A 14425-nucleotide genomic window follows, 5' to 3' on the forward strand; every position below is an offset into this window, starting at 1 on the left:
GCGTTTGCACTGTGGGCGGGCGCTAGTGGAACAAAGGAGAGGTGGCTCAAATGCATCGGCATGGTTTGAGCTGCTGCTAGTAACAGGAACTAGGTATGTCTTTAACGCACAACATCTACAACCAGTCATTGGAACAAAACCACGCCAACTATGCGGCGCTAACACCTATTAGTTTTATAGAGCGTACGGCGGCCGTTTACCCCAATCGTATCGCGACGATTCACGGTGATACACAGCGCACTTGGGCGCAAACGTATCAGCGTTGCCTCCGTTTGGCGAGTGCCCTGAGCAAGCGTGGTGTAGGTGTTGGCGATACCGTATCGATTATTGCGCCAAACCTGCCTGAGCACTTTGAAGCGCATTTTGGCGTCCCGATGTCTGGAGCGGTGCTTAACTCGATCAACACGCGATTGGATGCTGAAGCGGTGGGTTTTGTGCTGCAACACGCAGAAACAAAAGTGCTGATCACTGAGCGCGAGTTCTCGGCAGTAGCTGCAAAGGCCGTGAAGATGTCAGGCCGCAAGATCCTTGTTATTGATATTGATGATCCGTATTTCGAAGGCGGCGAGTTGATCGGCCAAATGACATACGATGCATTCCTAGAAGAGGGTGATGCAGATTTTACCGCGGTGAAACCCGCTGACGAGTGGGATGCTATCACGTTGAACTACACGTCGGGCACGACGGGCGATCCAAAAGGTGTGGTGTACCACCATCGTGGTGCTTACCTCAATGCCGTGAGTAACATTGTGTCTTGGCACATGGGTGAGCAGCCGGTATATCTGTGGACGCTGCCAATGTTCCACTGTAACGGCTGGTGTTTCCCTTGGAGTATTGCGGCGGCTGGCGGCACGAGTGTCAGCCTGCGCCATGTCCGTGCGAACGACATCTTCGATCTGATTAAAGAACATAAAGTTAACCACTTCTGTGGTGCGCCTATTGTGCTGAATATGCTGAATGGTGCTGATGACAGCCTGAAAGCAGGCATCAACCACAGCGTAAAAGTCATGACTGCAGGCGCAGCGCCACCGGCGTCTGTTATCCAAGGAATGGAAGAGTTGGGCTTTAGCGTAACGCATGTATACGGTCTAACAGAAACCTACGGCCCATCCGTTGTGTGCGCTTGGCATGATGAGTGGAATGAGTATGACGAAGGTCAGAAAGCTCGCTTGAAGTCACGCCAAGGCGTAAAAGCACCGATGCAAGAAGATCTCATGGTTGCAGACCCAGAAACGCTAGCGCCAGTGCCGCAAGATGGCGAAACCATTGGCGAGATCTTTATGCGCGGTAACCTAGTGATGAAGGGTTACCTGAAGAATCCATCCACCACAGATGAAGCTTTTGCTGGCGGTTGGTTCCACTCAGGTGATCTCGCGGTATGGCATGAAGATGGCTATATCGAGATCAAAGACCGCTCCAAAGATGTCATTATCTCAGGCGGCGAGAACATCTCCTCCATCGAAGTGGAAGATGTGCTTTATCGCCATCCGAAAATCCAAGATGCCGCAGTAGTGGCGCGTCCAGACGAGAAGTGGGGCGAGACGCCTTGTGCGTTCGTCACTCCAGTCGAGGGTGCTGCGGTAACCGCAGAAGAGATCATCGCATTCTGCCGTGACAACATGGCCCACTTTAAAGCACCGAAGACGGTGGTGATGGGTGAGTTGCCAAAAACCTCTACCGGGAAAATTCAGAAGTTCTTGCTACGTGACCGTGCCAAGGAGCTATAAATTTTTTGTTGTGTACCGTGAAAAGTAGACATTTTTCACATCCTTTTGGCTGGCCGTAAGGTCAGCCGCTTTTCACTCATATCTTGTTTGTCCACTTGATGTCCTTTTGCCGGTGTACACCGGCTTCTTTTTTTGCTGCCCTCTTTTAGCTGCCCTGTGCTCCCTATGTGTTGATTCGCTGCGGTGTGACGTGATGTCGCATGTGGCATTTGGTCACGCTGCAACGCTTGTGTACTTCGCTAAACTCGCCACAAATTTTCATGGCTTGAACCCTTATGAAGTACACCGCTTTAATCCCCTTGGTGCTTTGCGCACCGCTTGCTCAGGCCGATTGGTACTGGGCACCCTATACTGAGACCGCTTCACATCATGGACATGGGCGTGGTGCAAAGCAATTTGTGCTACACAACGCTACCACTGAACAGCAGCCTGATGTGGAGCTGATCCACTCTGATCTGGTGCGAGAAACGCACCGACTTGACGGTAACCGTTTAAAACTGCGGCCAACGGGCAAAAACAACTACCATCTGCTACTCGCCAAAGCCAAGGGGCAACGCTACGAATATGCTGCCGCTCGGTACCTCTACTTTAATGGCCGACCGGTAGATACATCGCCGACCGACTTGCTGGCAGCGCCACAAGCCTCGTTAGTGCTCATTCCTGATCCGCTGCCGCGTGAGCACTGGAAGTATGAAAGCCAAAAAAGCTATCGGTATCGCGCTACGTTTAACGGTGCGCCGCTGGCCAACCAGCCGGTGTTGGCGACCACCACCTTTGGCTCGACTGAGATATTGCATACCGATGCGTTCGGCGTACTCGAGGTTCATATTCCAGATGACTTTCCTGAGGTAGTACCTGCCAAGCGCGCTACACCACCTGGTGAGCTGAAGCTGTTTATCTCGCTGGAGCGCGACGGGGTGGACTACCAATTTAGTTTAAGTAGTCGTTATCACGCGAGTGCGAAGCACTGGAAAAGCGCATCAGCTGGCGCGCTGGTCTTGGGGCTTGGCATGTTTGCCGGATTTGTTGTGAATCGCCGTCTTCCCAGCCATGACCGCCGCCGGAGCAAAGTGAAATGAGCCAACGATTCTCTTTAACGGTGATTCGCCGCAGTGTGCAGCTTTTTATGTTCATTTTTTTTGTCTATGGCGCTTCGGTTGTAGGCTTTTACGCTGCCGATAAAATATCAGGGGCTTTGCCCTCGCTAAGCTGTGCCTACGACCAGATGAATGCGGACTATTGTGCGCTGATCCCGCTACAGCACCAGTTTCATCACCGTCTTGGCGCTGCGGTTGATACCGGAAACGCGTTGCAGATCTTGATGCCGGTACTCACCACATTGGGTACGTTCTTACTGCTGTTTGTCGTATTGAACAAAGCCTTTTGTGGCTGGGTTTGTCCGCTGGGCTTTTTTCAAGAGGTGATGAATATCATCGGGCAAAAGCTCGGGCTGCGCCGGGTTAATCAACTGACCGATGCGACGGTGGATAAGATACGTCCGGTTAAGTGGTTAATGCTGAGCGGTTTAGTGTTTGGCCTCCCCGCGTTAACTAGCCTCGGATTTCTATCGGATGAGTGGGGCGACCCCTTTTGCCAAATCTGCCCGAGCAGAATACTGACCACCCTGATGACAGGAAGTCATGAGCAGCTGTTTGTTGATACCTCAACGCCAAGCTACATGGTGTTATCGATCTTAGGTGATTTTCTGTTTGGTCTGGTTATCGCGATGGCTTTAACGTTGCGCCAGCCTTTTTGCCGCATCTGTCCGATGTTGGCCTTACACGCGGTATTTCGTAAAGCCGGCTTTGCCCGATTAGTAAAAAAGGGCACATCGCGATGTGACCGCTGCGGCCTGTGTGCGGACGCGTGCCCAATGGATATTCGTGAGCTGCAAACTGAGCACAACCACACCGATAAAGCACAAGACATTACGCTGGCAGATTGCACGCTTTGTGGTCGTTGTGTGGAGTTTTGCCCAGATAAAGATGTCTTGCAGCTGCGCTATCTTAATCAACCGATCTTTAGTGCGAGCCCGCGCTATTTCAAGGCGCGTAAAAAAGCCCAAACCCAGTGGGAAAGAGTCAAGCTGGTGGAGATGCCAAAGTCGAAGGTGGAGTCATGAGCACGGAGTGGGTTGAACTGAGTCTCTATACCGCGGTCTTCTCAGCATTTCTTATCGGTGTGAGCTTTGGAAGTGGACCTTGTAATCTAAGTTGCTTGCCATACCTTGGCCCCGTTTTGCTCGGCCCTTCTGCCGCGAAGCCTGTAGCGGAGGTGTTACTCCCCTTTATGGGAGGGCGATTATCAGGTTACCTCACATTGGGTGCTGCTGCGGGTGCATTTGGGCAAACATTGCAGCACTACCTTGAACACCCGGCTGTACCGTTGTTTGCGGCCAGTATCACCTTTTGGTTGGCCCTTAAAATGTGGCGTCAAGCGCGCCAGCCTGTGTGTCACTCCGTTTTGCCCAGTGCCGCGCCTGAGCCGCCTGCCAGCAACCTCATCGCAACGGATCGGGCGGTTGAGCCGCGTAACCGCTTGCAGCTCTATGGGTTGGGTTTTTCGCTGGCGTTAAACCCTTGTATTCCTCTGTTGGGGTTGTTGGCGGTGGCTGCACAAAGCGCCAGTTGGTTTTGGGGCGGTGCGGTGGCCTTTGGATTTGGTATCGGAGCCATTGTGATACCGACACTTTTAGTGCGCTATGGCGTTGCGCTGCTGGGTAAGGAGCTACGCCGTCATTTGGCGCAGTGGCAGTTTGGTTTAACGCGCGTGGGCGCAGGCCTGCTGCTGTTAGTGGCCATTAACACTGCTTGGCGAGGGGTTCCCGCATGATGATGTTTGAGAAAGGTGGTCCCGTCGTGTGGATCCTGCTTGCATACTCTGTTCTGGGTGTGTCGATTGTGGCAGCCCAGTACCTGCAACTGATGCTGCGTAAACGCGCTAAGTTGCATCTGCCGATTGAGCAGTGGCCACAAGGGGGTGAGCTGCGCATTGTTGAACAGTTAACACAGGCGTGTGATGCGAAAGGGCACGGCGCCGAGCTGCGGGCAGCGGCTGCACACCACATTTATGATGAAATGCGCCCGATGGAAGCAGGCATTAAAACGGTTTCGTTGTTAGCAAATACTGCTCCGTTGTTGGGACTGCTGGGAACAATCACCGGCATGATTAAGGCGTTTCAGGTTATCGAAAGTGCGGGTGGCAAAGTCGATGCAATGGCGCTAGCAGGCGGTATCTGGGAGGCGATGCTGACAACAGGCATTGGGCTAGCGGTGGCTATTCCTTTGCTAATACTGATCCACTTCTGGGAATCAGCATTGACGCGCTATCACTGGCAACTGCAACAAGCGGCAGCTTTGGTGCTTAACGACTCAGAGCAAGCGGCGCTCTGGCAGCAGGAGAGCATCACGGGTGCAATATAGATCGCCGGTACAACAGACAGCTATCCTTAACTTAACCCCGCTCATCGATATCGTGTTTTTGCTGTTGGTCTTTTTTATGCTGACAGCTCATTTTGTGGAAGAGCAGGTGGTTGATCTGGCGCTGCCGACCGCTGATACCGGTGACGACCTGAGAGCTCAGCAAGCGCACAAAATTACCCTCACTCCCAGTGGCGCTATGTTTCTGGACGGTGAGCCCATTCATGCCAATGTTTTGTCGCACCGCTTAGCTACGCTGATGCAAACAAAAGATACACTCGTGCTGCAACTGGCTGCTGATAAGGAAACACCATTTGAGCATATTGTGCAGGTGTTGGATGTGGCCAGAGCGCTGCATATCGATAATTTAGAGATATTAACTGAGCAGCCATGATGCAGTTGCACTGGAAAGCCTGCGGGGTTTTTTGTTCGTTACTGCTGCACCTAGGGCTTGCGTATCTATTGTGGAAGCAGCCCTTATTGGCGGATGCTGCACAAGCGCCAGCGGCGTCGTTCTCTGCGGTGCGTGTTAGCGTAGCAGCGCCTGCTCCTGTTGCTCCTGTTGCTCCGGCAGTGGCAGCTCCACTTGCGGCAGCCACACCGCCAGAACCTATCATTGAAAAGCCCAAGCCCAAGCCCAAGCCCAAGCCCAAGCCCAAGCCCAAGCCCAAGCCCAAGCCCAAGCCCAAGCCCAAGCCCAAGCCCAAGCCCAAGCCCAAGCCCAAGCCCAAGCCCAAGCCCAAGCCTAAGCCCAAGCCAGCGGTTCAACAAACGCTACCCACCCATATGCAAGTGGCTAGCGGCGCCAATATTGTGGCTAATAAAGTGCAGCACCCGCCAAGTGTGGATGCTGCAAACGAACAACAGCGAGCGGCACCGCCTATAAATCCAAAGGCGCAACGTGATCGACACTTTAATGAGCTGGCTGCACGCATTGATGCACACAAACATTATCCGTCTCGAGCACGGAAGCGAGGTATTGAGGGACGAGTGACTTTTATCGTATCGATTGATGCGTCGGGTAACCTAGCGGATGTTGAGTGGCTCAAGGGTAATCGTTTGTTTTACAAGAGCACTTTGCAGGCGATTCAGCGCTCTGTGCCGCTGCCATCCCCACTGGGTGCGGTGGCGTATAAACTCACGCTGGTATATCAGTTAAAGTAGTTTGTTAGTGATCAGCCCAAGGCGAGGGCGCTCTTTTAGATTCGCTTCTAGCCGCGAGAGTTTATCTTGAGAGAGGCGGAAAAAAGGGAGGTATTACCTCCCTTGCGGTTAAAACTGGTAGCGATAACTCAACATGATTGAGCGCGGTGCACCGGGTGAAAACGATTTTTCGCCGCTCGTATCTTTCTCCACCTCAACGGCATAGCGTTTATCAAACAGGTTTTGAATATTTAAGCTGATATCGTGCGGGCCTGTGGCATAACTGACGTTGAGGCTCGTGACAAAATCATAGCCTTTATATTTCTCTGTATTGGCGTTATCGAGGTAGTAATCTCCCCAAGAGTCAGCCTGCACACGCGCTTTGATGCCGGAGGGGTGTTCATAGTTTGCGTTGACGCTGTAGTAATGCTTTGGAATGTAAGGCAGTTGATTGCCGGAGCGGTCATGGTTCGTCGGGCGGCCACCGTAAACAATCTCTGAGAACTCATCATAGGTGTAATCACTGTAGGCATAGTTAAAGCCAAGTCGTAATTTACCGGGAATTTTACCCTGCAACACTTGCTTAGAGCCGCTGAACTCAAGCCCTTTTTTATCAGTACTGCCGGCATTTTGATAGATGCTTTCGCCGTTGGTGCGCACTCGGATGATCTCGTCGTCAACACTGCTGATATAGGCGTTTAGGTCAAACTCCCAGCTCGCAGCGCGGCCTTTAAGGCCTACTTCGAAGCTACGGCTGGTGGGGCTGCGAAGATCGGGGTTGCTCTCTAATTCGCTAGCGAAGGGGACTTGCTCGCCTTGGGCGAGATTACCGAACAGCGTAAACTGATCGTTAAGTTTATAGCTAATGCCAACGCGGGGTGAGAACAGGTCGAAGCTGCGGTTAAGTGAGCTATAACCGCCACTGCCCGGTACGGTCACATAGCCGCCCATGCCGTAGTTGTAGCGTGTATCACTGCTCCAAGTGTTTTGCTCGATGGTGATGTGGTCAAAGCGAAAGCCTGCATCAATCAACAGTTTTTCGTTGGGTTGCAGGCTCTCTTGCACAAAGAAGCCCACCACGTTGTTCTTCTCATCTTGCTCCTCTAATAGCTCGCCCGGATCGTTAGATAGCGTGCGAATCACTTTGGGGCCAGCGGTCACGATATCTTGGTAGGCGTATTTTTTAGCGCCTAGGTTGCGGTCTTGGCGGTAGGTCATGCCCATCACTAAGTTGTCCTGACCAAGCAGGTTGTGAGGGACTTCCACTTCGAGGTCTGTGCCCCAGATATTCACACCCGGCGTATCGTTGATACCGCCCGTCACTGGGTGGAAGTGGCTCCAGTGGTTGAAATAGAGACGCGGCTTAAAGGTAAAACTGCCCAGATCCATATTTAAACGGCTATTGAAAAAGATGATCTCGGAGTCCCGTGCGTTGTGCTTGAAGGGGCTGTTGTTGTCGGTTTGTTTGCCGGTTTGGCGAAACGCCTCGAACTGCTCTTGCGTCATATCTCCAGGGAGGTTGAGCTGCGCTTTGGTGTAGCTTAGCTCGGTCTCGAGTTCGGTGAAGTCATTGGGCAGATAGCCTGTTTTGATGCTGAGCTGATTCGATTCAAAATCGTTCCAACGGCGCCAGTTATTATCTGACTTGCGGTGCGATGCGGTAATCGCCACTGCGTTGCCTGCCTCCGACATGTAAGACTTGCGTGCATGGAGGTTTTTGGTGCCAAACTCGCCTGCGCCGATGCGTAGTTGGTCGCGCCGATCATCGAAAACCGATTTAGAAATAATCTGTATGGCACCGCCGGTCGATCCGGCAGCATAGATATTTCCGGGTCCCTTGCTCACCTCGATCTGCTCGATATCTTGCGTATCGATAAAGTCCATCCGTGTGAAGCTATCGGGGTCGGTGATCGGCACCCCATCGCGTAGCAGCATCACTTCGCGAATTCCGTATTGGGCCTTTAAGCCTGCGCCGCGCACGATCATCCGCGAGCTGTATGCGCCACTGGTCGACTCAACTAAGACACCCGGTGTGCCTCTGAGCGCATCGTTGATATTACCCATGCGCTCCTGCGCAAGACGGCTTTGATCAATCACGGCGATGCTCTCAGGCACCTCAGACGAGACGCGCTCTGCACGCGTGGCGGTCACGGTGATCACATCGGTTGGACCATCCACAGCGAGCGCTTGGCTGCTGATCAAGGCAGAGATAACAACGCACAGTTGTTTTTTAGGGGTGGGGGTTCCGATCATCTTTTTAACTCCAAGAAAAACTGACCGGAAAATAAGGGTATAGAGGCTTGTAAACAATGTGACATGATGTCACGCGGCAGATTGTCGCAGTGCTGCAAGCGTGTGTTAATACCGTCTTGGAGCGCTGATAATTGAGCTTAAATGTCACCCGATGTGGCGAGTTTCAATTGGTCCACCAGCCACTGACGTCCCGCTTCATTGCGTAATCGAGGGTCTTGAATGAGCGTCATCCGTTGGGTGGGGAACGCATCACTCAGTGCAAAGATTTTTACCGGTAATAAGGTCGCAAATAGCTCCGCCATGCGTTTGGGCAGTGTTGCGAGCATCTGGCTATTGGCAGCCATGCGCGCGCCCGCCATATAGTTACTCACTTTAGCAACCACTTGGCGATGTCGGTTTTGCTGGGCTAACCAGCGATCAACGGCGCTGTCGGCTTGTGAGGCCAGATCAAAAAAGGCGATATGCTCAGCCGCCAAATAGGTTGGCAGATCCAGTGGACCACGATGGTTATAGTGCTCGCTGCCAATCACCACTAAATGCTCCTCACACCAGATATCGATATCCAGATAGCTAGGAGTGGAAAGGTCGCTCTCTAGCCCGATAATCAAATCGACTTCACCACTGGAGAGGCGCTGTAGCGCTCGGTCTTCAGGGATGATGTCGATAGCGATCTGAATATAAGGGGCGCGCTTGCGTAATGTGCAGAACCAGTCTGGAAAAATAACCGATTCGAAGTAGTCCGTTGCCGCCAGCGTAAAGCAGCGTTGGCTGGTGGCTGGCACGAACGCGGTGGGGGCTGCGATAGCGCGCTCGATGGTAGCAAGTGCGTTGCGTACTTCTGGCAACATCGCTTTGGCACGCTGGGTAGGCTGCAAACCCTGTGGCGTGCGTACTAAAAGAGGATCGTTACAGTGCTCACGTAGTCTTGCCAAGGCATGGCTCATCGCCGACTGGCTGAGAAACACTTTTTCAGCGGCACGGCTGACATGACACTCGCTAATGAGCGCCTCAAACTGAATCAGTAGGTTCAGGTCAAAGTTGTGTAGATCCGACATGCCAGTACTCGTTAATATCTATCGTATTAATAGTTATATCATCTATATGCATTTCACAGATAGTGGTGAGTGAAGTAGCCTGTTCTCTATTGAGATGACAGGAGCAAAACAATGACAAAAACAACCACACCCGGCCCCGTGGTCGCAGATGCAGATATGCCGCTCTATGGCACATTAGGCATGACGTTTATGCAGGTTCCTTTTGTACCAGATCCGGCGCAGTTTAGTGGTGACGTGCTGGTGACAGGCGTTCCCTATGATATGTCGACATCAGGGCGCCCAGGTGCGCGCTTTGGGCCACAAGGTGTGCGTGCTGCATCGGCAAACCTTATTTGGGAGGGCGCGCGTTGGCCTTGGAACTTCGCGCTTGAGGAGCACTTAAACGTTGCGGATACCGGCAACCTGCTGTTTCGCCATGGCGAACCACAAACATTGGTTGATAACCTCACAGCGCACATTGATCAGGTACTAGCGAGCGGCGCACAAGCACTCACATTTGGCGGAGATCACTACATTACGCTACCGGTGCTGCGCGCGTACGCTAAAAAGCATGGCCCTGTGGCGCTGGTGCATTTCGATGCCCATACCGATACCTACTCAGGGGGCACCCAGTATGATCACGGCACGCTGTTCTACCATGCGGTTAAAGAGGGGCTGGTGGATACGGATCATGCCATACAGGTAGGCATCCGGACGGCATATGAGCACGAAGATCACCCCTTCGAAGTGCTGGATGCGGCGTGGGTCAATGGTCATGGTCCTGACGCGACCCTTGAGCGGATAAAAGCGCGTATCGGTGACAAACCAACCTACGTTAGCTTTGATATCGACGGTCTTGATCCAGCGGTTGCACCCGGCACAGGCACACCAGTGTGCGGCGGGCTATCAATCGATACGGCGCTTAAAATTATCCGTGGTTTGCAGGGCGCTAACCTTGTGGGAATGGATGTGGTGGAAGTGGCACCGGCTTACGACCATGCTGAGGTGACATCGCTGGCAGGAGCAACGCTCGCACTTGAGTACTTGTATGTATTGGCTGCTAACAACGGCGCGGGAGGCTGCTATTTAAGCCGATAAAAAACCACCTGCCATGGGCAGGTGGGGAAATGAGGACGTACCTAAATACAAGCGGGGTAACGTGCGGTTAACCCGAACCGGCAGGCACAGAGGTTGGGCCGTGATCAACGGCTGAATCCTGAGACCATCACCATCATAGCGAGGCAAAACGGTTGGCCAGAGAGCCAACATCGCCTCGCGTATGAGTCCATCCCCTCACATACCTATTCGGGTGTATAGTGCGTCGGTGCGGCGCTATATAGTCTGTCAGTTAATGATGCCAAATTTATGCAGGAGTAAGACGTAATGAAAAGTTATCAGGAATGGGAAGCGCTACGCAGCGAACTGCGCTTTCGTGAGGGCGCGTTCATTAACGGTGAGTTTGTCCCAGCCATCAGTGGCGAGACCTTCCCCTCAGTCAATCCTGCAACGGAAGAGGTCTTGGTTAATGTAGCCAGCTGCGACACAGCAGATATTGATGTGGCTGTATCCCATGCCCGTGCGGCGTTTCAGTCGGGTGTATGGTCGCAGATGGCGCCACGTGCACGTAAAAAAGTGTTGCTACGTCTTGCGCAGCTACTCGACCAGCACCGAGATGAGCTAGCACTGCTCGATACCCTTGAGATGGGTAAATCAATTTCTGAGATGGTCGCCATCGATATCCCTGATACGATCGACTGCTTCGAGTGGACAGCGGAGTGTATCGATAAAGTCTATGGCGAAATCGCACCAACGGGCGTGGATACACTGGCGTTGATCAGCCACGAGCCGTGCGGCGTTGTGGGCTGTATCACACCTTGGAACTACCCTTTGATGATGGCGGCGTGGAAAGTGGCACCGGCGTTGGCGGCAGGTAATAGCGTCATTCTAAAACCATCGGAAAAGTCAGTTCTCAGCTTGCTACGCTTGGCGGAGCTTGCTAAAGAAGCGGGCATCCCTGATGGCGTATTCAATGTTGTGACAGGCTATGGCCACACCGCGGGTAAAGCGCTGGCGCTGCATCAGGATGTAGACGTATTAGCCTTTACCGGCTCGACGCGTGTGGCGGGGATGCTCATGGGCTACGCTGGCGAATCCAACATGAAACGGGTGTGGCTAGAGGCTGGCGGTAAGTCGCCAAATCTAGTGTTTGCCGATGCTGACTTGGATAAAGCCGCACAAACAGCAGCCGTTGCCATCTTTGGCAATCAAGGCGAAGTCTGTATCGCGTGCTCGCGCCTGTATGTTGATGCATCGGTTAAAGATGAGTTTGTCGAAAAACTGGTGGCAGCCGCTAAGCGTTTTCAGCCGGGTGATCCGCTCAACCCAGCAACAACGATGGGGCCTTTGGTAGACAAAGCACAGCTGGACACGGTTGCGCGCTATGTAAACTCCGCTATCGAAGAGGGTGGCCGTGTACTTTTGGGTGGCGTACCTGAGCACCAAACAGGCGAAGGTTTCTTTGTTGAGCCGACCATCATTGATAACGCACACAACGGCATGACCTTTGTGAAAGAGGAGATCTTCGGCCCTGTGCTTGCGGTATGTACTTTTGAAACAGAGGAGGAGGCGATTCGCCTAGCGAACGATTCCCAGTACGGTTTGGGCTCTGCTCTGTGGACCGAGAGCCTCTCGCGTGCTCACCGTGTAAGCCGCCAGATTCAAGCCGGTATGGTGTGGGTAAATACATGGGGAGAGGGCGATACTACGGTTCCGTTTGGTGGTGTGAAAGCATCGGGCAATGGCCGTGATAAATCGCTACATGCCTTCGAGAAATACACCGATGTGAAAAACGTCATGATCCGTTTGTCGTAAGGTCCATCAAGCCCCTGCAAGGTGCAGGGGCTGCTCTTAGCATTTACATCCCCTCGTAACTGCCGTAGCATCTTTGGTATCTAGCGTTATTTAGCGACTGTATCTATCTGTTGATTCGCCCATGCTGAAGTCTTTTATCCATATACTCACGTTGTGTGCCTTACTGTTTGCCCCTATCGGCCAGACAGTCGCGCTGACGGCTATGGTGTGTCAGCAAGCGGATAGCCACGCCGAAATGATGGATCACTCTCAGATGGCAGAGCATCACGCTATGCTGCAGAGCAACGTGATGGGAGAATCCACCCCCGACTGCTGCCAAGCTGATGAACACTGCCCTGCGATGTTTTGTGCTGCGTTATCTGCAGCTTACGCTGGGCCACTGCGCTTTGAAATCGAACGTGCTGCCTTGCTATCGCAGCAGCATTTAGCGCAGCCGCGCGATACAGTTCAGTCCCTCTATCGTCCTCCCATTCTTACCTAACACAGGGAAAGTGCGCCCTGATTTTGCGCACTGCCGCTTTTTCCTGTTTTTAGCCCGTTCGTTGTAATGGGTTTAGCCCAGAATATCTGGGGGTAAGATTATGCATTTCAAAAAACTCTATCGATGTGGAGCGCAGCCTCAGCTGCGCTTACGCATGTCCAATATCTCTTTCTATAGCCAAGGCCTGTATGGCTCTGTGCGCTGTATGCTCGGTGCTGGCTTGCTAGTGGTGGCGTCAATGGCCAAAGCGGATACTCCGCTGACGCTGAACGATGCGGTAGCGATATCGTTACAAAATGACCCTTGGCTGCAGGGGAGTCTTTATCAGCAGCAGGCGATGCTTGAACGAAGTGTCGCGCTCGGTGCCCTACCTGATCCGCGGTTTTCCGTAACGCTGGCGAACCTACCCACCAATACCGCTGATTTTAACCAAGAGGCGATGACACAGTTAAAGTTCGGCGTGACCCAGTTGTTACCTCGCGGGGACACTCTGTCTATCAAGCAGGCCCGCCAAGAGGTGGCTGCTTCAAAGCAGTCGTTCTTGCGTGATAACCGTAAAGCACAGGTAGAACGCGATGTATCGCTGTTATGGCTCGATGCGATCAAAGCTGATAAGACAGCAGTCCTGATAGAAAGCGAGCTGCCATGGGTCGAAAAGGTTTTAGACGTTGCTCGGAGTAACTATGCCTTTGGCATTGGCGCAGCTCGCCAGCACGATGTTGTTCAAGCGCAGATGAGCGTCACACAGCTACAAGAACGGCTGCTACGCCAGCAGCAGAGTTTGAGTGCTGCTTTGGCCGGTATAACCCAGTGGTTATACCCAGCGGCCTTGCCCGCCACGGAAAGGTTCGCTGGCCGCCTGCCAGATAGCTTGCCAGTACTTGAGCGGCCAACCCTTCCTGAAACAGATGCTCAGCGCATGGACCTTTTACGCCAACACCCTTTGTTGAGAGCGGCTGGTGTCGATCAGCAGGTGAAAGCGCAGGATATTGCGCTGGCGCGCGAGCAGTACAAACCCCAATGGGCTGTGAGTGCTGGATATAGCTATCGGGATGATGCGCCCAATGGCCCCAGCCGCGCAGATCTGTTTTCAATTGGCATCTCGTTTGATCTGCCGCTATTTGCGAGCCAGAAACAAGATCGCAACGTGGTTGCATCCATCGCAGAGAGTGAAGCGGTGAAAACAGAAGCGGTGCTGCTTATGAACCAGATGCAAAGTGCCATGCATAGCGAGATGCGCACATTGGCGAGTCTAGAGACACGGCATCGGCTGTTTGAGCGCACGTTATTGGCGCAAGCGACCAGCCTTGCTGAGCTCACATTGAACGCTTACACCTTGGATGACGGCGAGATCTCTGCGGCATTGCAAGCTCGAGTGACGGGTATGAACACACGCATCGCAGCGCTGGATATTGCCGTTGAACGCTTAAAAAGCATTGTAAGACTCAATTATCTGCTCACCCAAAGCGGTGCAGAGCGAGTGGGCGAGTAAGGAGA

At 53.0% G+C, this 14425-nt stretch carries 13 protein-coding genes; 11 read left to right on the forward strand and 2 right to left on the reverse strand.

The genetic code is table 11. The features are described from left to right. Positions 1–95 precede the first annotated feature (95 nt). The 7 genes from E4L36_RS05450 (at position 96) to E4L36_RS17895 (ending at position 6310) form a co-directional block, all read left to right on the forward strand. Complete coding sequence (locus E4L36_RS05450) at positions 96–1727, forward strand: acyl-CoA synthetase (RefSeq protein WP_136679627.1); 1632 nt, start codon at positions 96–98, stop codon at positions 1725–1727. Positions 1728–2002: 275 nt separating this feature from the next. After that, entirely contained in the window at positions 2003–2806 is an 804-nt protein-coding gene (locus E4L36_RS05455; RefSeq protein WP_136679629.1) for a hypothetical protein, read from the forward strand. After that, on the forward strand, positions 2803–3849 hold the full coding sequence (locus tag E4L36_RS05460) for a 4Fe-4S binding protein (RefSeq protein WP_136679631.1): 1047 nt from the start codon (positions 2803–2805) through the stop codon (positions 3847–3849). Before E4L36_RS05455 ends, E4L36_RS05460 begins: the two co-directional genes overlap by 4 nt. Beyond that, positions 3846–4559 carry a sulfite exporter TauE/SafE family protein gene (locus tag E4L36_RS05465; RefSeq protein ID WP_136679633.1) on the forward strand — a complete coding sequence of 238 codons (714 nt, stop codon included), beginning with the start codon at positions 3846–3848 and terminating at the stop codon, positions 4557–4559. Before E4L36_RS05460 ends, E4L36_RS05465 begins: the two co-directional genes overlap by 4 nt. Then, positions 4556–5149, forward strand: a complete 594-nt coding sequence (locus E4L36_RS05470) for a MotA/TolQ/ExbB proton channel family protein (RefSeq protein ID WP_136679635.1) — start codon at positions 4556–4558, stop codon at positions 5147–5149. Before E4L36_RS05465 ends, E4L36_RS05470 begins: the two co-directional genes overlap by 4 nt. Then, positions 5139–5540: a biopolymer transporter ExbD gene (locus E4L36_RS05475; protein WP_169051482.1), complete on the forward strand. Its 402-nt coding sequence runs from the start codon at positions 5139–5141 to the stop codon at positions 5538–5540. The genes E4L36_RS05470 and E4L36_RS05475 overlap by 11 nt, the downstream gene beginning before the upstream one ends. Then, positions 5537–6310, forward strand: coding sequence for an energy transducer TonB (locus tag E4L36_RS17895; protein WP_206064513.1), 774 nt, complete (start codon positions 5537–5539; stop codon positions 6308–6310). Before E4L36_RS05475 ends, E4L36_RS17895 begins: the two co-directional genes overlap by 4 nt. Before the next feature lie 108 nt (positions 6311–6418). On the opposite strand, the gene E4L36_RS05490 is transcribed toward E4L36_RS17895, so the two are convergent. Next, positions 6419–8542 carry a TonB-dependent receptor gene (locus E4L36_RS05490; RefSeq protein WP_136679648.1) on the reverse strand — a complete coding sequence of 708 codons (2124 nt, stop codon included), beginning with the start codon at positions 8540–8542 and terminating at the stop codon, positions 6419–6421. Between the two features lie 137 nt (positions 8543–8679). Then, the gene (locus E4L36_RS05495) at positions 8680–9597 is read right to left on the reverse strand and encodes a LysR family transcriptional regulator (RefSeq protein WP_136679650.1); all 918 of its coding nucleotides are present in this window, start codon (positions 9595–9597) and stop codon (positions 8680–8682) included. Between the two features lie 111 nt (positions 9598–9708). Between E4L36_RS05495 and speB the strand changes: the two genes are divergently transcribed. From speB to E4L36_RS05515, 4 genes are all read left to right on the forward strand, one after another. Beyond that, entirely contained in the window at positions 9709–10674 is a 966-nt protein-coding gene (gene speB / locus E4L36_RS05500; protein ID WP_240770677.1) for an agmatinase, read from the forward strand. A gap of 285 nt (positions 10675–10959) precedes the next feature. Continuing rightward, positions 10960–12447 (forward strand): aldehyde dehydrogenase, encoded by a 1488-nt coding sequence (locus E4L36_RS05505; protein WP_136679652.1) that lies wholly within the window; start codon positions 10960–10962, stop codon positions 12445–12447. A gap of 121 nt (positions 12448–12568) precedes the next feature. After that, the gene (locus E4L36_RS05510) at positions 12569–12928 is read left to right on the forward strand and encodes a hypothetical protein (protein WP_136679654.1); all 360 of its coding nucleotides are present in this window, start codon (positions 12569–12571) and stop codon (positions 12926–12928) included. A 100-nt stretch (positions 12929–13028) separates the two neighbouring features. Beyond that, the gene (locus E4L36_RS05515; RefSeq protein WP_136679656.1) at positions 13029–14420 is read left to right on the forward strand and encodes a TolC family protein; all 1392 of its coding nucleotides are present in this window, start codon (positions 13029–13031) and stop codon (positions 14418–14420) included. Positions 14421–14425: the final 5 nt, after the last annotated feature.

It is taken from the genome of Neptunomonas sp. XY-337 (genome assembly GCF_004959845.1).
GTDB classification, from domain to species: domain Bacteria; phylum Pseudomonadota; class Gammaproteobacteria; order Pseudomonadales; family Balneatricaceae; genus Neptunomonas; species Neptunomonas marina.